The sequence below is a fragment of the Aestuariivirga sp. genome, from assembly GCF_047602625.1.
GTDB lineage: Bacteria > Pseudomonadota > Alphaproteobacteria > Rhizobiales > Aestuariivirgaceae > Aestuariivirga.
In genome coordinates this window covers 2,234,859-2,250,445 of the sequence record NZ_JASGGV010000002.1, presented here as the reverse complement: position 1 = coordinate 2,250,445, position 15,587 = coordinate 2,234,859, and the positions used below count along the sequence as shown (strand labels likewise).

The following is a 15,587-nucleotide window of genomic DNA, read 5'->3' as shown; positions in this document are numbered from 1 at the left end:
TCGGCGATTTACATTCGATATATCGTCACTAAATCAGGGCTGGAAACAGACGAAGGTTGCACTCCCATGGACCATGCCATCACCCGCCACCGTTACGAACTCAAGAAGCGCGCCCTCACCGTCAGGAACAAGACCCACATCACCCCCAACATGATCCGCATTGTCCTCGAGGGCGAAGACCTTGCCGATTTCGACAGCCGTGGCGCCGATGACCATGTGAAGATTTTTGTCGGCGGAAACGGCGCGGAAGAACGGCGCGACTACACGCCCCGCCGCTTCGATGCGAAGGCGCGCACCCTCACCCTTGATTTCGCGCTGCATGAGGCAGGCCCCGCCACACACTGGGCCATCGCGGCGAAACCCGGTGACGCGCTGATGATCGGCGGCCCGCGCGGTTCCACCCTCGTGCCGCCCAGCTTCGACTGGTGGCTGCTGATCGGCGATGAGACAGCGCTTCCCGCCATCGGCCGCCGCATCGAAGAGCTTCCCGCCAAGGCCCGCGTCATCGCCCTTGCCGCCGTCACCGATGCGGCGGAGGAACAGAGCTTTGAAACAAAGACCAGCCTCTCCCTGCACTGGGTGCATCGCCCGGCAACGTCTGCGAATGATCCCGATTCCCTGCTCTCAGCACTTGGCAAGATCGCGCTGCCGCCCGGAGACGGATTTGTGTGGATCGGGGCGGAAGCCCGCGTCGCCCGCGCGCTCCGCGATTACATGGTGAAGGAGCGCGGCCACCCGCTGCACTGGCTCAAGGCCTCAGGCTATTGGCTCCAGGGCGTGGCTGATGCCCATGACAAGCTGGAAAACTGAAGCAGCGCTTCCTGCTTACACAATATCCAGCGGCATCTTGCGCCTGGGCGGCGGGAAGGCGGCATCGATCTCGCGCAAATCCTGCGCCGTCAATTGAAGCGTTCCCGCCGCCGCATTCTCGATCATGCGTGCGGCATGCGACGTCTTGGGAATGGAGATTACGCCCGGCAGCCTGAGCGTAAAGGCGATGGCCACCGCCGAGGCAGAGACTCCATGGCGGTTGGCGATCTTCTGCAACACGGGATCGCGCAGAAGCGGCCCTTCGCCCAGCGGGCAATAGGCCATCATGGCCATGCCCGCCGCATGGCATTTGGGATAAAGATCAAACTCCATGCCACGGCTCGCCGCATTGTAGAGCACCTGGTTCGCCGCACAGCCCGCGCCGTCCGAAACGCCCGCAAGCTCGCCTAAGTCGCGCGTGTCGAAATTGCTCACGCCCCAATGCCTGATCTTGCCTGCCGCCTGCAATTCCATGAACGCCGCCACCGTATCGGCCAGCGGGTAGGAGCTGCGCCAGTGCAGCAGATAGAGATCGATCATGCCGGTGCCGAGGCGCTTCAGGCTCCGCTCGCAGGCAGCCACCGTGCCGCGCCGGCTGGCGTTCGACGGCAGCACCTTGGAGACGAGAAACACCTTGTCCCGCTTTCCTGCGATGGCCTGCCCCACAAGCTCCTCGGAGCGGCCCTCGCCATACATTTCCGCCGTGTCGATCAGCGTCGTGCCATGGGCAATGCCGGTTTCGATGGCGCGGCGCTGCTCCGCCTCGTCACGATCGCCCACGCCCATCTTCCATGTTCCAAGCCCCAGCGCCGGAACGGCCTCGCCGCCGGGAAGCGTCACGGTCTTCATGGTCAGATCGCCTCCGGCACCGAAAATGTTTCAACCAGCGAACCGCCTTTTTCCAGCGCTGCCATCCATTCAGCTTCCATCTTCACGCGCTGCTGCGCGAGGCTGAGAAGCTCCGCGGCGCGCGCCAGCGGGATGATGGCCACGCCGTCATTGTCGCCCAGCACGATGTCGCCGGGCTGCACCACAACGCCGCCCAGCGTGATCGTGCCGTTCACATGCCCACGCTCCTTGCTGAGCGGGCCCTTCGCCGTATTGCCCAAAGCGAAGAGGGGGAAATCCTCCCACGCGGCAATCGTATCGATGTCGCGCACCGCGCCGTTCACCACCAGCCCGGCGATCTTTTTCTTGCGCACATAGCCGCAAAGAATCTCGCCGCAATAGGCCGTCTCGCGGCAGCCGCCCGCATCCACCGTTACAACTTCACCGGCCCGCGCCATATCAAGCGCATGCAGCATGGCGCCAAAATCCGAGCGCTCGCACCACGCCGTCACCGCCTGCCCCGCCATGCGGCGTCCAGGCGCAAAGGCGCGCAAGGGGCGGATCAGCGGATCGATGACAATAGGGAGCCCCGCAATATCGGAGGCGATGGTCACCGGGATGCTCTTCCACGCTGCGAGCGTTTCCGGCGGCAGGCGTTCAAAGGTCGCGCGGTGGACGATGGTGGGCATGAGAGCTCCGATCATACTGAGATATTCTGTTTCAGCATCATGGCTCACGAAGGTGCCGAAAGCTAGATTCAAGACAGGCCCATGTTTGAGACCATCTGCCGAGATTATTCAGAGCCAAAGCGCCCCTATCGCACTTTTATTGTTGTCACTACCAGAATTGAATATGTTGTTACATACTGTCGTCGGCATTGTTAATTTACAACCCACAACACATTGGATGACAAGTAGAATGGCTCCTCTTGATCCTGAAAAATCCGCTATTATGAGAAAAGGAACTCGCGAGTCAGCTGTTGCACTATTGGAAGATGTGCAGCGGTTTCGCGAGATACTCTCGAATCCAACGCCTGATCGAGTTACTCTTAGACATTTGGTTGCACCTCTACGCCGAATATTGATCGACAACGATTTGGCTAAAGTTGCCGGACCGCGAATAGGAAAGATTAGGATAAAAGCTCCTAACACCGCTCGTCTCGCAGACTCTTGGCCTACAGGTGTACTTGGTTTCTACATCGCAGGCGGTGCGCCCATTTTTGATACGAGCGCCAGAGATATGATGGTGATTCCTGTAGAATTGGACGAAAAACTCGACAAGACTCAAATTGACAAGTTTTTGCTTCTTGATGCCCATTCCTTCATGGCTCAAAGGGTGCTGTATTTTCAGGGAAAATGGATAACTAGATTGGCTATTCTAGAATACATTGGGTACGTAGCAGCAGGAATCCACTCACCGTCTCATGACAGAGTCATTTCGCCGGAGCAAAGAGTGCTCGCAGAGATTCGAGCGAGCGCAGCTTTTGAGAAAGATAATTTGATTTTTGGGGAAAAGTTATTTCGTGTTCCACCTATCGACGAAGAGCCAGCTTTTGTATGTTCCCCAGCGCGGGTGGATGTATTGCTATGGGAAATATTGTCTACTACTCACTATCTCTCCAATTCTCCAGATATTGCAGCCCTTGAGGCTTATATTAAAAAGGAGATGAACCTACCTTGATGGGTTTTATATCATGCCAACATACCAACTCTTTGTTCGGGAAAACGCGAACAATACCCTTGGAAGATGTGGTGTAATCGAGAAAGGAGACAAAACTCCAGCGGCCTCTTGCCTCCTCACAACCCGTCCAGCGCCTGCTCGAAATCGTCCAGCAGGTCGTCCGTCGTCTCAAGCCCCACCGACACCCGGAGCAGCCCGTCTGTTATGCCGTTCTTCGCGCGGTCTTCGGGGCTGACGATGGCGTGGGTCATGCTGGCGGGATGCTGGATGAGCGTTTCGGTATCGCCAAGGCTGACCGCGCGGGTGACGAGCTGAAGCCGGTTCATCAGCGCCATGCCCTGCGCGATGCCGCCCTTGAGTTCGAACGAGAACAGCCCGCCCGGCAGCGCCATCTGCCGCTTCGCCAGCTCGAATTGCGGGAAGCTCTCAAGGCCCGGATAGGAGACGCGATGCACCTTGGGGTGGGCCTCGATCAGCCGCGCCAGCGCCAGCGCGGAGGCGGCATGGCGCTCCATGCGAAGTTCCAGCGTCTTCAATCCGCGCAGCAGGAGAAAGCAGTTGAAGGGCGAGAGCGTCGCCCCCGTCATCCAGCGCAGACCCGTGGCGCGGATTTGGCCCACGGTCTGCGCCGTGCCTACCACGATGCCGCCCAGAAGATCGCCGTGGCCGCCCAGATATTTGGTGGCCGAGTGAACCACGATATCGGCGCCAAGCTCCAGCGGGCGCTGCAGCACCGGCGTGGCGAAGGTGTTGTCCACAACGACCGTGGCACCCGCCGCGCGGGCCGCTTTCGCAACAGCCGCGATGTCGATCACCCGCAGGTTCGGATTGGCGGGGGTTTCAAAGAACACCAGCCTGATCTTGCGGTTGAGCGCCTGCTTCAGTGCCGCCGCATCGTTGAAGTCCACCACATGCACCTTCACGCCGAAGCGCGGCAGGGCCTGGGTGAAATAGGCGAAGGTGTTGCCATAGATCGTGTGGTCGATCACCACCTCGTCGCCGGCATTCAGCAGCGTCAGCGCGGTTGAGGAGATGGCGGCCATGCCGGATGCGGTGGTCATCGCCGCCTCGCCGCCCTCGAGGCTCGCCATGCGGGTTTCTAAAATGGACTGCGTGGGGTTGCGGGTGCGGCCATAGATATAGCCCGCCCGCTCGCCCCGGAACATTTCCGATCCCGCCTCGGCCGTCTCGAAGGCGTAGGTCGAGGTCATGTAGATGGGGGGCGTCAGGGCGCCCTGGGCGTCGGCGGGATCATAGCCCAGGTGGATGGCGCGGGTGGCGAGGCCCTGCGGGCGGTTGCGCTTGGGAGGGGTGGTCATGGGCGGGCTCCTTTCGGGGGCGCCTCCCGCGCGGCGCGGAAATTGACAGAGTCAATTTCCCTGGCATCGAAACGGCTACCCAAACACAACAATTCTGCATGGTTTTTGCACCCAAAAGCTACTGAAAATCATTGAAAATGCAACAACATCAACGCTCATAGGAATATGTTCCACGTGAAACAGCGTGGGCAAAAATTATCGCGAAAACCGGGGAACAATGGCGGTGATTTGGGCCCTTAGCGATCCGCAGCCCGGCGCTGGCGCTGCAACCATCAAGGCTCCGCCATGCCGTTCCGCCTTGCCCAGTCATAAGGGTAAAGCGCGTAGAAATAGGCGCAGCGGCGGCCAGTCATGTCATAGTCCAGCGTACATCCTTCAGGCAGCCACACAATGTCGCCGGGGCCGCAGTCATATTCATGACCGCCAGTGCGCACGATCATGCTTCCTTCGTGGATGAACAGGATCTCGTCATAGAGCGTCGTCCAGTGGACGCAGATGTTTTCGCCAACTTCAAGCCCGCCGCCCATATTGCGGCTGATCCGCTCATTGATCACCCGGGCGATTTGTGTTTCGCCGCCGGGCGCCTTGCAGCTTTTAAACGGCAGCGACTTGAACGCAAAATGTTCGGCTTCAGCCATGACCTGCTCCTCGTTTTGACTTTATGGGCCGCGATGTGGTGATGCCGCCCGGTGCGAATGCCGAAAGACCGCGGCTCACCGGATCGACGGCGCGGCCGAGTTGCTCCTGAGCATCCTTGCGGCGGATGGCGGCGCGAACCATATGGGCGCCGATATAGCGGATAGGCTCCGGCGGCAGCCACCGCTCGGGCGTCCGCACAAGTCCGCAAGACGACCATTCATTGCGTTTGCCCAGCGCAAGACTGGCAAGAATGCGGCCCGCCACAGGCGTCGTGGCAAGCCCGTTGCCCGAAAATCCGTAGCCATAGAAAATATCGGGATGGCCCGGCAGCGGCCCGAACAGCGGCAAGCCGCTCCGGGTGCGGTCAATCGGCCCGCACCATGATTCCGCAAAGGGAATATCGGCGAGCGCGGGGTGGCCGCGCTTCACCACCTCATGAATCGCCTGTTCCCGGGATGAGCGGCCTTCAAAGCGATGCCCCGCACCCTGCCCGAAGCCCAACCGTCCAAAGCCGATGACGCCGCCGCTGATACCAGGGTTGAACCGATGATCTTTGGTGCTGCGGAAGCCGGTGACAAAAGTTTGCGAATCTCCCATCAGCGGCTTTTCAAAATAGCCCGCCTGCTTCAGGCGGTCCGGCACGGGCGCCGTCACCGCGTCATCACTGGTCATCACCACGATCCCAGAGCGCAATTCGGGGATGGCGAGCGACCATGCGTTCATGGTGAGAACGACGCGCTCAGCCGTGATGCTTCCCTTCGCCGTTATGACTTCCACAGGCGATGCGCGCTTGAGTTCCGTCATCGGCGAATTTTCATAGATGGCAATGCCACGCCGCAGCGCCGCACGGCGAAGCCCGCGCACCAGCTTGCCGGGGTGCAACGTGCAGGCCTCTGGGTCGTAGATCCCGCCCATAAAGGATTGGCTTCCGGTCATTGCCGTGATCGTCGGCGCATCGATCCCCCGGAAAGGGTGCAGGTCATGCCTGGCTAGCGTGGCGAGAATGCAGTTCCACGCGCCCATGTGCGCCTTGCAGGTCGCGCCCCAGATCCAGCCGTCACCGCGAATTTCCGCATCGATGTCTTCCGCCGCGCAGAATTCCCTGAGAAATGCCGCCGAACCGGCAAAAGCGTGTCCAAGCCTGATGGCGTCCTCGCTGCCGCCAAAGGCCTCAAGCGCCGCAAACTTCGCCCACTGCGACAGCACCATGCCGGAATTGCGGCCACTGGCGCCACCGCCGCAGATGTCGGCCTCGACAATGGAAATGGACAATCCTGGAGATTGCCGCTGAAGTTCAATCGCAGTCCACAACCCCGCCAAACCGCCGCCAACGATGCAGATGTCGGACTGGCTTTTTCCAATGAGCTGGGGCGCATCGGTTTCGCCCTCGGCAATCGCCTCGCGCAGCCATGGGCAGCGGCCTTCCCTGCGGGTTGGCGTCATGGAATGACAATCATCGTCCAGTTAGAACGCCACACGGTCTCCCCCCTTGAGCTTCAGCCTTTCCCGCGCTTCGGCGGGCGTTGCGATTTCAAGCGAAAGGCTTTCGATGATCCCGCGGATTTTGGCAACCTGTTCGGCATTGCTCTTCGCCAGCTTGCCGCGTCCGAGATAGATGCTGTCTTCAAGTCCCACGCGTACGTTGCCGCCCATAGCGGCGCCGATGCTGCAAAGCGCCATCTGGTGCCGCCCGGCGGCAAGAACCGACCATTCATATTCCGCACCGAAAAGCCGGTCGGCGGTGCGGCGCATGTGGGCAAGATCCTCAGGATGCGTGCCGATGCCGCCGAGAACGCCGAAAATCGTCTGGATCAGCAGGGGCGGTTCCAGCAGCTTACGGTCGACGAAACTGGCCAGCGTGTAGAGATGGCCCACGTCGTAGCATTCGCACTCGAACTTGGTGCCGTGGCCTTGGCCGAGATCACGGATGAACCGCTCGATCTGAGCGAACGTATTGGACACGATATTGTCCCGCGTGCGTTCGACATAGGGTTTCTCCCATTCGTATTTCCATTTGTCGATTTTCTCGGCCACCTGGAAAATGCCGAAGTTCATCGACCCCATGTTCAGCGAGCAGAGTTCGGGGCTGGCGCGAAGCGGGGCCGCGAGCCGGTCTTCGATGCTCATTCCCAGCGAGCCGCCCGTGGTGATGTTCACCACCGCATCGCAGCTCTGCTTAATGCGCGGCAGGAACTGCATGAACACATCGGGGCTGGCCGTGGGCCGTCCGTCTTTGGGATCACGGGCATGCAGGTGAATGATGGATGCACCCGCCTCCGCCGCAGCGATTGATTCCCGGGCGATTTCCTCGGGCGTGATGGGAAGAAAAGGCGTCATCGAGGGTGTGTGGACCGAACCCGTTACGGCGCAGGTAATAATGACTTTGCGCGGAGACTTTGCCGGAACTGGAGCAGGATTGGCGGACATAAAATCTCCCATGCGAAATGCCGTTCATTGACAGGCTTATTGGCAAACTCTAACATCACAGTGAATGTGATCACAAGTGCAATAAATCGGCTTTCCGGGAAAATCAGAGCGGCTGGGAGAATTTGAAATGCAGGCAAGCAAGGCAGCAGGTAAACGCAACATGGATCTCGCCGCAGCAGTGGGCGAGGCGGAGCAGCGCTATGCCGCACAGAATCCCAAAAGCCTTGCACTGGCAAAAAGCGCCGCCGCGCATATGCCAGGCGGCAACACCCGCACAACCGTCCACTACTCCCCGTTCCCGCTTTATTTCAGCAGCGGGGCGAACAGCCGCGTCACTGATTCCGACGGGCATTCCTACGCCGATTTCGTCAACGAATTCACGGCCGGGGTCTTTGGCCACTCGAATGCAGTGATTGCCGACTCCATCCGCGAGACATTGGCGGGCGGCATCAATCTCGGGGGATGCACGGCCCACGAGATCGCCCTGTCCGAGGAGGTGCGGAAGCGCTTTCCCGCCATGGAACTCATGCGGTTTTGCAACTCCGGAACCGAAGCCAACCTGCTCGCCCTGGCCACCGCGCGCGCTTTCACCGGCAAGCCCGCCGTGCTTGTTTTCGACGGCGCCTATCACGGATCGATCATCTATTTCGTGAGCGGCGCCTCGCCGTTGAACATGACATTCGACTGGATATTCACGCCTTTCAACGATCTGGAACGGGCCGCGGCGGCGATCGCCGAAAATGCTCACAAGCTGGCAGCGGTCATCGTCGAGCCGATGCAGGGCGGCGCCGGCGCCATCCCCGCGGCGCCCGGATTCATCGCCGGGCTGCGCGCGGCCTGCGATGAGAACAAGGTGCTTCTGGTGCTCGACGAAGTGATGACCTCGCGTGTCGGCTATGGCGGCTTGCAGGGCAAGCTTGGCGTGAGTCCCGACCTGACGACGCTCGGCAAATACGTTGGCGGCGGCCTGACGATCGGCGCGTTCGGGGGGCGCGCCGACATCATGGAAAAATTCGACCCCTCGCGGCCCGGCGCCTATCCACACGGCGGCACCTTCAACAATAACGTTCTGGCGATGGCCGCCGGCCATGCGGGCCTGACGAAAGTACTGTCGCGCCAGCGCGTCGAGGCCATGAATGATCTCGGCGACGTGCTGATCGGCAAACTGTCCGCCGTGGCCGGAAAACACCGATTGCCCGTGCAGATCACCGGCCAGGGCTCGATTTTCGGCATCCATTTTTCCGCTGGCCCGGTGCACAGCGTGGCTGATCAGCTGCGCGCCGAAAAAGGCCGCGAAGCTTCCGTCGCGGACCTCAAAAAGCTCTTCCACCTCGAGATGCTGGCAAACTCTTTCTATGTGGCGCGGCGCATTTCGGGCAATCTCTCGATCGAAACCACCGCGGCGGAAGTTGACGGGCTTTGCGAGGCCTTCGACACATTTTTGTCCGTTCACGGCGGCCTGATCCGGGACGTGATGGCGTAGGCGTGCCTTGCCGCGGGAAGAGCGCTATGTTGACGCCATGACAGTGAGTCGGTGAACCGGCGCGTTATCTGGACAACCCACATGATCACAAAAACAAACCTGAAAGTGGTTGCGGGGGAGCGGAAGATCGCGCCCGCTTCCGAAAACAACACGCTTGTCGTGCCCAAGTTGCAGCGTAACACCCTCAATGAAGAAGTGTACGAGCAACTCAAGCAAGCGCTGATGTCCGGGCAGATTGAGCCGGGCTCCACGATGACGATCCGCAGCCTCTCGGCCTCGTTCGGCATAAGCCCGATGCCGGTGCGCGAGGCGCTGCGCCATCTCGTGGCCGAGCATGTACTGGAACTGCTGCCGAACCGCAGTGTGACGGTGCCGGTGATCACGGTTGAGCGCTTCCGCGAAATTACCCGCATCCGCATGTCTCTCGAAGGGCTTGCTGCGGCCGAGGCCGCACCCTTGATTGGCGCGACGGAAATCCGCCAGATGGCAGAGATCAACAAGAAAATGGAAGTTCTGAACGCGGTGCAACGGCCGGACTATCTGGTTGCCAACCGCGAGTTTCACTTTCTGCTGTATCAGAACTCGCAAATGCCGACGCTGGTTAAGATGATTGAGGCGCTCTGGCTGCAAATCGGCCCCCTGCTGACCTTGCATATGAAAGCCGGCAAATCGCCGGGCAAAGCGGCCGAACACCACCATCGCGCCGTGCTGGAAGCGCTTTCGCAACGCGACGCCGCCAAAGCCCGCAAGGCCATCGAAAGCGATCTCGAAGACGCCGCCAAGGTAATTTCCGAAAGCCTCTGAGAGATTTTGCCGGAACCGCGCCCTCCATTCTTGACAGGTCTCATGTCTTGATACATCGTATCTTGTGATCACAAGAATATAAACAGGAAGGGAACGCCGACATGACTCTGCGCAGTTCGTTTACACGCCGCCAGGCACTGGTTGGATCGGCCATGCTGGCCCTGGCGTTCACCGCTGTCGGCGCATACGCCGATACGCTTGACACCATCAAATCCTCGGGCGTGTTCACAGTCGGCAACGGCGTGGTTGGCAGCAAGCCGTGGATCTGGAAGGATGACGCGGGCAACTACACCGGCATGGAATGGGAGATGATGAACTATGTCGCCAACAAGATCGGCGCCAAGAAGGTGGAGGTCGTGCCGGTGGATTGGGGCGCGCTCATTCCCGGCCTGACGGCCAAGCGCTGGGATGTCATCTTCTCCGGCATGACCGTCACCGAGGAGCGCCGGCAGGGCGCCGGCATCGAGTTCTCCCGCCCCTATTATTTTGAAAGCGACCGCATCGTCGTAAAGAAAGACTCTCCCGCCCAGAAGCCCGAAGACCTTGCCGGCAAGACGATCGGCGCGCTGGTGGGCTCGGTTGAGGAAATCCAGGCGCGGCAGCTCGTCGCCAAGGGGATTGGCGGCGAGGTCAAGGCCTTCAACGACCAGCCCTCGGTCTTTCTTGCCCTGAACAGCGGACAGGTGGATGCGGTGGTTTCCGACAATACCTCGCTGGGCGGCCAGTTGCAGATCACGCCGGAGCTTCGCACCGTCGGCGGCATTTACAGCCTGTCGGCGGACGAAAAGTGGCAGGACGCGCAGGCCAAGGCCCCTTACAAGTTTGGCGGCGACGGCGTCGGCATCCGCAAGGAAGATACCGAACTGCTGAAAGCGATCAACGACGCATTTGACGCGATGGACGCCGACGGCACGCGCGAAGCCATTCTCAAGAAGTATGGCGTGTGGGATGAATCCCTGACGCGCGATGCGATGATGACGAAATAACAATCGGCCCCGTCGGCCGGTCGCGGAAGCGGGGCCCATGATCGACTTCTTCACGGAATTTGTACCAAAATACCTTCCGGTACTTTTGCTTGGCGCATTCGTCACGCTGCAACTCTGCTTTTGCAGCATGGCGCTGGCGATCGTTATCGGCATTGCATCGGCGATCGCCGCCATCGCGGGCGGCAGGTTTGCGCGGGGTCTCGTTGCGGCATATGTCAGCATTTGCCGCGGCGTACCGCTGATCGTCATACTTCTGTTTATCTATTTCACGCTGCCAAACCTGGGCATCAGGCTGCCGGCGTTCCTGGCGGGCGTCGTTGGACTCAGCATCAATCTGGGCGCCTATCTCAGCGAGGTTTTCCGGGCCGCGATCATGGCCGTGGACGGAGGCCAGATGCAGGCAGGCGAAGCGCTGGGCCTCACGCGCGTGCAGATCTACCGGAAGATCATCATTCCGCAAGCCGCCATCATCGCCGTGCCGACGGTTGGCGGCTATTTCATTTCGCTTCTCAAGGACTGCGCGCTGGTATCCTTCATATCGGTGGAAGAACTTCTGCGCAGCGCCAACTACATTATTTCCGCCACCTTCCGCAGCATGGAGACTTACTGCCTAGTCGGCATCATCTACTATGTCATGAGCGTCGTGGCAGCGAAGGCCATTGCGATGCTTGAGCACAAGCTGCGCCCTGCCTACCTGCGAACCTGACAGGATTTGCCGCCGATGACGGAACAGCCCTCCCCCGTCGGTCTCGAAACCTACAGAGGCGTTGCGTATCCATGGTTCTGCGATTCCATGGGGCACATGAACACGCAGCACTATTGCAGCATGTTCGACATCGCCACATTTCATTTCCTCGCCAGTCTCGGCGGCTTGAAAAATCTGAAACTACGGGGCTTCGGCTGGGCGGACCGGAAACAGACGATCATCTATGAAAAGGAACTGCTTGCTGGTGAACTCGTGACCGTTTTCACCTTGGCCATCCGGATCGGCCGCACGTCGATCACCTTTCTGCATCGCATGCATAACACGGAAACCAACGTGCTTCACGCCAGCTGCGAGAATGTTACGGTACTATTCGATCTGGAAAAGCGCAGCGCGGCGGAACTCACCCCGGAGATGTGCTTGCGAGCCGAAGCTTGTCTTCTGCTGGGAGAATGAATTGCTTTTGCCGGGCAGTTATCAGGAGCAGGGCGTCAGTGTGGGATAGTCACAAGACCCAGTGATCCGCTCCCTGCGCAAGCAGTCACTCCAAGGCTGGTCTACCCATCCTGCTTCTCGCTCTTCGCCACGATGCGCAGGGTGTCATCAGGGAGGGCCGCTGCAGCTTTGAAGCTTACCGCTATTCCGCCGCGATGATAGCACTTCGCAGGAGCCTTGCGAAAAGCCGTCGCTTCTCCATGTCATCGCACATCATTCGCTGTATTGAACGCCAAACCGGGAAATCCATCAGCGCAAGCACAAGCTGAAGGGCTGTGTCCGACAAGGCCTCGCCCCTCAGCGCCTCATGGACGAAGGCCGCAATGCCTGCCTCTACGGCTCGTAGAAACTGGTCAAGTTCCGGGATGAGATGCCGGTCAGCATACGCCTTGGTAAGCCGGAACGCGCCGCGCCGATAAAACGCGTCCACCTCATCGACAAGGCGCTGTAGCCGATCCTCTGACCGGTCAATGCCTTTGAATACTTCCGATGCCTGTTGGGGTACTGGCGGGGCCATCTCTTTCCAGACATGAGCGCCGCAGGCCGCGACCAATGATCCCGGTGTGGGAAAATGCCGATAGACCGTGGCCGCGCCGATGCCAGCTCGCTTGGCGACGTCGACAAAAGAGGTCGCTGCGACGCCGTTCTCGTCGTGCAGCAACATTGTAGCGGCAATAATGCGCTCGCGGGTTTCGTCCTGGGTCTTTGCACGCTCCCGCATGCGATAGGTGCGGCGGCCAGTTCTATTTTTCATATTGACGATAATACTATTCCGTGGAATTTATATTCCGGTAAATTGCCCCATAACGAGGCAAATGTCCAATGAGGATGTCACCGTGAACATAGCTGTCCCTACCAATATGGCTTCGCATGTCGAGGAGCGCCGGTTTCTCGGCCTGCCGACCTGGATCAAGGGAAATCGGGAGATTACCGGCGGTCACTTCAGTCTAATTGAGCAAATCATCCCGGCCGGTTTCGAGTCGCCGTGGCATATCCATCATTCCGAAGACGAGTCGTTTTACGTCATAGAGGGGCAAATGTCGGTGATCGTGGATGGAAACGGAAAATTGCTTCGGGCAGGAGACTTCGCCTTCGGCCCGCGAGGCATTCCGCATGGATTTCGTATCGAAGGGCAAGGCCCGGCCAAAATCCTGCTGATGACCACCGGAAGCGATTTTGCTGATTTCATTGCCGAGACGAGCGTGCCGGCAGGCACTCCCCCAGCTGCTCCAGATATGGCGTTGCTGATGTCGGCGGCGGAGCGGCACAACCTCGCTATCCTTGGCCCACTTCCGCAATAGGACGGCGAATTTGGTGATGGAACCAGAGCGGCTTCCAACACCCGGAAGATTAGGTGCATTTCTTGCGGTCGGCGACGGCCCGGAGCGAGATCAGGTCGACGCGGTGGCACGAGGGAAATGGATTTTGGTATAGTTGCAGCAACCGCTGCAGGAATGAGGGGAACGGGCGTCATTCCGGCGAGGGGAAAAGGATTCGGGGGAATAGGGGACCGTAGAAAGCGGCTACGTCCTCGCTTTGCGCTAGCCCTCCACCCCGCTCGGCGGGACAAGGAAAACGTCCCGATAAAAAGATATAGATATTTCAACTCATTGAGAGATATTTTTGGCGGAAGAGGAGGGATTCGAACCCTCGATACGCTTTCACGTATGCACGCGTTCCAGGCGTGTGCCTTAAACCACTCGGCCACCCTTCCTTGAAAGTGGGCGCACTATAGCCATCGAAAGCCGTTAATCAAGCACTGTTGAATGGCGTTTACCGCTGCGGCACACTACATCCCGGCCATCGCAAAAGAGGAAGGAAAACCCATGCTGTTCTCCCGCCGGAAGGCCGAATCGATCGATGCCGCCCATGCGCTCGCGGGCCGCGCCACGGAAATTGCCACCGCCGAAACCCATTTCGTCAACGGCCATGCGCTGAAGGGCCCCTATCCCGCAGGCAGCGAGCGGGCCATTTTTGCTCTCGGCTGCTATTGGGGGGCTGAGCGCAAGTTCTGGCAAGCACCCGGCGTCTGGGTGACGGCGGTGGGCAATGCCGGCGGCTTCACGCCCAATCCAACCTATGAAGAGGTGTGCAGCGGCATGACCGGCCACGCCGAATCCGTGCTGGTGGTCTATGATCCCAAGCTTACGAGCTATGAGGCGCTGCTGAAGCTGTTCTGGGAATCGCATGACCCCACACAGGGCATGCGGCAGGGGAACGACGTGGGCACGCAATACCGCTCGGCCATCTATTGGACAACGCCCGCCCAGCGCGACCAGGCGCTTGCCTCCAAGGCGCAATATGAAAAAGCCCTGATGGCCAAGGGATATGGCCCCATCACCACGGAGATTGCAGAAGCTGGCCCCTTCTACTTTGCCGAGACCTATCACCAGCAATATCTTGCCAAGAACCCGCGTGGCTATTGCGGGCTTGGCGGCACCGGCGTCACCTGCGCCATCGGCACGGGCGTGGCAGCTTAACGGCGGAGAGGCGGCGGAGCGGCGGAATGATTTCACGGCGCCGCCTCATCGCTTCCGCCGCCGCGCTTGCCTTTCCGGCATCCGCCTGGGCCAACGCGCGCGACCTGTCGCTTGATCTTCACGGCTGCAAGGCGCGCATTACCTACGACGGCGACACCGCATGGTCGGACCTGATCGCCGCCTGGGTGCGGAAGTCCGCCGATGCTGTCTTCACATTCTACGGGCGCTTTCCCGTGCCAACGCTGCGCATCGTGCTGCCGCCGATGCTGGGCGACAGCGTGGGAACAGGGAAAACTTTCACCGGCGACACGCCGCAAATCCGCATCGCCGTGGGCACCAAGACGAGGCCGCAAACATTGCTCACCGGCGACTGGGTGATGGTGCACGAAATGGTGCACCTGGCCTTCCCGTGGATGAACGGCCGTCATAACTGGATGGCGGAGGGCATCGCCGTTTACGTGGAGCCGATTGCGCGGGCGCAGGCGCGCCACATCAGCGCCGAACAGGTCTGGGGCGATTTCATGCGCGACATGCCGCGCGGCCTTCCCAAATCCGGCGACAAGGGGCTCGACAACACCATCACCTGGGGCCGCACCTATTGGGGCGGCGCATTGTTCTGCCTGCAGGTGGATATCGCCATCCGCCAGAAAACGAAAAACGCCAAGGGGCTGCGGGATGCGCTGCGCGCCATCAACCAGACGCGGGATTTCCGCAAGAGCTGGGATTTCGCCGAAACGCTGGGTATCGGCGACAAGGCGACGGGCGCAACCGTGCTGCGCGATCTCTATGCCGCCAACCGCAATCAGGCGGTGAAGACCGATCTTCCCGCTCTTTGGAAAAGCTTAGGGCTGATCGCCGACCCATCCGGCGACGCGCGTTTCGACGACACGGCGCCGCTGGCGGCGATCCGGCAAGCGATCACCCAGGCTTGAG

At 60.1% G+C, this 15,587-nt stretch carries 17 protein-coding genes and 1 tRNA gene; 10 read left to right on the top strand and 8 right to left on the bottom strand.

All coding sequences use genetic code 11. The annotated features are described in order from the left end of the window. Positions 1-66: 66 nt before the first annotated feature. On the top strand, positions 67-810 hold the full coding sequence (locus QM694_RS16175; RefSeq protein WP_415007951.1) for a siderophore-interacting protein: 744 nt from the start codon (positions 67-69) through the stop codon (positions 808-810). 15 nt (positions 811-825) lie between these two features. On the opposite strand, the gene QM694_RS16170 is transcribed toward QM694_RS16175, so the two are convergent. Further along, positions 826-1,659: an aldo/keto reductase gene (locus QM694_RS16170; RefSeq protein WP_415007950.1), complete on the bottom strand. Its 834-nt coding sequence runs from the start codon at positions 1,657-1,659 to the stop codon at positions 826-828. A gap of 2 nt (positions 1,660-1,661) precedes the next feature. After that, complete coding sequence (locus tag QM694_RS16165) at positions 1,662-2,327, bottom strand: RraA family protein (protein ID WP_415007949.1); 666 nt, start codon at positions 2,325-2,327, stop codon at positions 1,662-1,664. Between the two features lie 229 nt (positions 2,328-2,556). Between QM694_RS16165 and QM694_RS16160 the strand changes: the two genes are divergently transcribed. Continuing rightward, positions 2,557-3,318: a hypothetical protein gene (locus QM694_RS16160; protein WP_415007948.1), complete on the top strand. Its 762-nt coding sequence runs from the start codon at positions 2,557-2,559 to the stop codon at positions 3,316-3,318. A 116-nt stretch (positions 3,319-3,434) separates the two neighbouring features. Here QM694_RS16160 and megL read toward each other — a convergent pair whose 3' ends face one another. The 4 genes from megL to QM694_RS16140 form a co-directional block, all read right to left on the bottom strand. Further along, complete coding sequence (gene megL, locus QM694_RS16155) at positions 3,435-4,637, bottom strand: methionine gamma-lyase (protein WP_415007947.1); 1,203 nt, start codon at positions 4,635-4,637, stop codon at positions 3,435-3,437. 272 nt (positions 4,638-4,909) lie between these two features. Then, positions 4,910-5,275 carry an AraC family ligand binding domain-containing protein gene (locus tag QM694_RS16150; RefSeq protein WP_415007946.1) on the bottom strand — a complete coding sequence of 122 codons (366 nt, stop codon included), beginning with the start codon at positions 5,273-5,275 and terminating at the stop codon, positions 4,910-4,912. After that, entirely contained in the window at positions 5,268-6,719 is a 1,452-nt protein-coding gene (locus tag QM694_RS16145; RefSeq protein ID WP_415007945.1) for an FAD-dependent oxidoreductase, read from the bottom strand. Before QM694_RS16145 ends, QM694_RS16150 begins: the two co-directional genes overlap by 8 nt. A 21-nt stretch (positions 6,720-6,740) precedes the next feature. Beyond that, the gene (locus QM694_RS16140) at positions 6,741-7,703 is read right to left on the bottom strand and encodes a 3-keto-5-aminohexanoate cleavage protein (protein WP_415007944.1); all 963 of its coding nucleotides are present in this window, start codon (positions 7,701-7,703) and stop codon (positions 6,741-6,743) included. 127 nt (positions 7,704-7,830) lie between these two features. On the opposite strand from QM694_RS16140, the gene QM694_RS16135 reads away from it, so the two are divergent. The 5 genes from QM694_RS16135 to QM694_RS16115 all read left to right on the top strand — a co-directional run bounded on the left by QM694_RS16135 (position 7,831) and on the right by QM694_RS16115 (position 12,135). After that, complete coding sequence (locus tag QM694_RS16135; RefSeq protein ID WP_415007943.1) at positions 7,831-9,186, top strand: aspartate aminotransferase family protein; 1,356 nt, start codon at positions 7,831-7,833, stop codon at positions 9,184-9,186. 81 nt (positions 9,187-9,267) lie between these two features. Then, positions 9,268-9,990, top strand: a complete 723-nt coding sequence (locus QM694_RS16130; protein ID WP_415007942.1) for a GntR family transcriptional regulator — start codon at positions 9,268-9,270, stop codon at positions 9,988-9,990. Positions 9,991-10,091: 101 nt separating this feature from the next. Then, complete coding sequence (locus QM694_RS16125) at positions 10,092-10,976, top strand: substrate-binding periplasmic protein (RefSeq protein WP_415007941.1); 885 nt, start codon at positions 10,092-10,094, stop codon at positions 10,974-10,976. A gap of 37 nt (positions 10,977-11,013) precedes the next feature. Beyond that, entirely contained in the window at positions 11,014-11,682 is a 669-nt protein-coding gene (locus QM694_RS16120; RefSeq protein ID WP_415007940.1) for an amino acid ABC transporter permease, read from the top strand. 15 nt (positions 11,683-11,697) lie between these two features. Beyond that, a complete protein-coding gene (locus QM694_RS16115; protein WP_415007939.1) occupies positions 11,698-12,135 on the top strand; it encodes an acyl-CoA thioesterase in 438 nt (145 codons plus the stop codon). Positions 12,136-12,316: 181 nt separating this feature from the next. On the opposite strand, the gene QM694_RS16110 is transcribed toward QM694_RS16115, so the two are convergent. Continuing rightward, complete coding sequence (locus QM694_RS16110; protein WP_415007938.1) at positions 12,317-12,928, bottom strand: TetR/AcrR family transcriptional regulator; 612 nt, start codon at positions 12,926-12,928, stop codon at positions 12,317-12,319. An 82-nt stretch (positions 12,929-13,010) separates the two neighbouring features. Between QM694_RS16110 and QM694_RS16105 the strand changes: the two genes are divergently transcribed. Next, positions 13,011-13,475: a cupin domain-containing protein gene (locus QM694_RS16105; protein WP_415007937.1), complete on the top strand. Its 465-nt coding sequence runs from the start codon at positions 13,011-13,013 to the stop codon at positions 13,473-13,475. A gap of 323 nt (positions 13,476-13,798) precedes the next feature. Here the strand turns inward: QM694_RS16105 and QM694_RS16100 are convergent. Beyond that, a tRNA-Ser gene (locus tag QM694_RS16100) sits at positions 13,799-13,888 on the bottom strand. A 112-nt stretch (positions 13,889-14,000) separates the two neighbouring features. Between QM694_RS16100 and msrA the strand changes: the two genes are divergently transcribed. Then, a complete protein-coding gene (gene msrA / locus QM694_RS16095; RefSeq protein WP_415008647.1) occupies positions 14,001-14,654 on the top strand; it encodes a peptide-methionine (S)-S-oxide reductase MsrA in 654 nt (217 codons plus the stop codon). Positions 14,655-14,680: 26 nt separating this feature from the next. After that, complete coding sequence (locus QM694_RS16090) at positions 14,681-15,586, top strand: hypothetical protein (RefSeq protein WP_415007936.1); 906 nt, start codon at positions 14,681-14,683, stop codon at positions 15,584-15,586. Position 15,587 lies beyond the last annotated feature (1 nt).

What these genes read in the sequence shown, in the direction of transcription:
- QM694_RS16175 (WP_415007951.1), top strand. Translation starts at nt 67, where the DNA reads ATGGACCATGCCATCACCCGCCACCGTTACGAACTCAAGAAGCGCGCC.
- QM694_RS16170 (WP_415007950.1), bottom strand. Translation starts at nt 1,659, where the DNA reads ATGAAGACCGTGACGCTTCCCGGCGGCGAGGCCGTTCCGGCGCTGGGG.
- QM694_RS16165 (WP_415007949.1), bottom strand. Translation starts at nt 2,327, where the DNA reads ATGCCCACCATCGTCCACCGCGCGACCTTTGAACGCCTGCCGCCGGAA.
- QM694_RS16160 (WP_415007948.1), top strand. Translation starts at nt 2,557, where the DNA reads ATGGCTCCTCTTGATCCTGAAAAATCCGCTATTATGAGAAAAGGAACT.
- megL (WP_415007947.1), bottom strand. Translation starts at nt 4,637, where the DNA reads ATGACCACCCCTCCCAAGCGCAACCGCCCGCAGGGCCTCGCCACCCGC.
- QM694_RS16150 (WP_415007946.1), bottom strand. Translation starts at nt 5,275, where the DNA reads ATGGCTGAAGCCGAACATTTTGCGTTCAAGTCGCTGCCGTTTAAAAGC.
- QM694_RS16145 (WP_415007945.1), bottom strand. Translation starts at nt 6,719, where the DNA reads ATGACGCCAACCCGCAGGGAAGGCCGCTGCCCATGGCTGCGCGAGGCG.
- QM694_RS16140 (WP_415007944.1), bottom strand. Translation starts at nt 7,703, where the DNA reads ATGTCCGCCAATCCTGCTCCAGTTCCGGCAAAGTCTCCGCGCAAAGTC.
- QM694_RS16135 (WP_415007943.1), top strand. Translation starts at nt 7,831, where the DNA reads ATGCAGGCAAGCAAGGCAGCAGGTAAACGCAACATGGATCTCGCCGCA.
- QM694_RS16130 (WP_415007942.1), top strand. Translation starts at nt 9,268, where the DNA reads ATGATCACAAAAACAAACCTGAAAGTGGTTGCGGGGGAGCGGAAGATC.
- QM694_RS16125 (WP_415007941.1), top strand. Translation starts at nt 10,092, where the DNA reads ATGACTCTGCGCAGTTCGTTTACACGCCGCCAGGCACTGGTTGGATCG.
- QM694_RS16120 (WP_415007940.1), top strand. Translation starts at nt 11,014, where the DNA reads ATGATCGACTTCTTCACGGAATTTGTACCAAAATACCTTCCGGTACTT.
- QM694_RS16115 (WP_415007939.1), top strand. Translation starts at nt 11,698, where the DNA reads ATGACGGAACAGCCCTCCCCCGTCGGTCTCGAAACCTACAGAGGCGTT.
- QM694_RS16110 (WP_415007938.1), bottom strand. Translation starts at nt 12,928, where the DNA reads ATGAAAAATAGAACTGGCCGCCGCACCTATCGCATGCGGGAGCGTGCA.
- msrA (WP_415008647.1), top strand. Translation starts at nt 14,001, where the DNA reads ATGCTGTTCTCCCGCCGGAAGGCCGAATCGATCGATGCCGCCCATGCG.
- QM694_RS16090 (WP_415007936.1), top strand. Translation starts at nt 14,681, where the DNA reads ATGATTTCACGGCGCCGCCTCATCGCTTCCGCCGCCGCGCTTGCCTTT.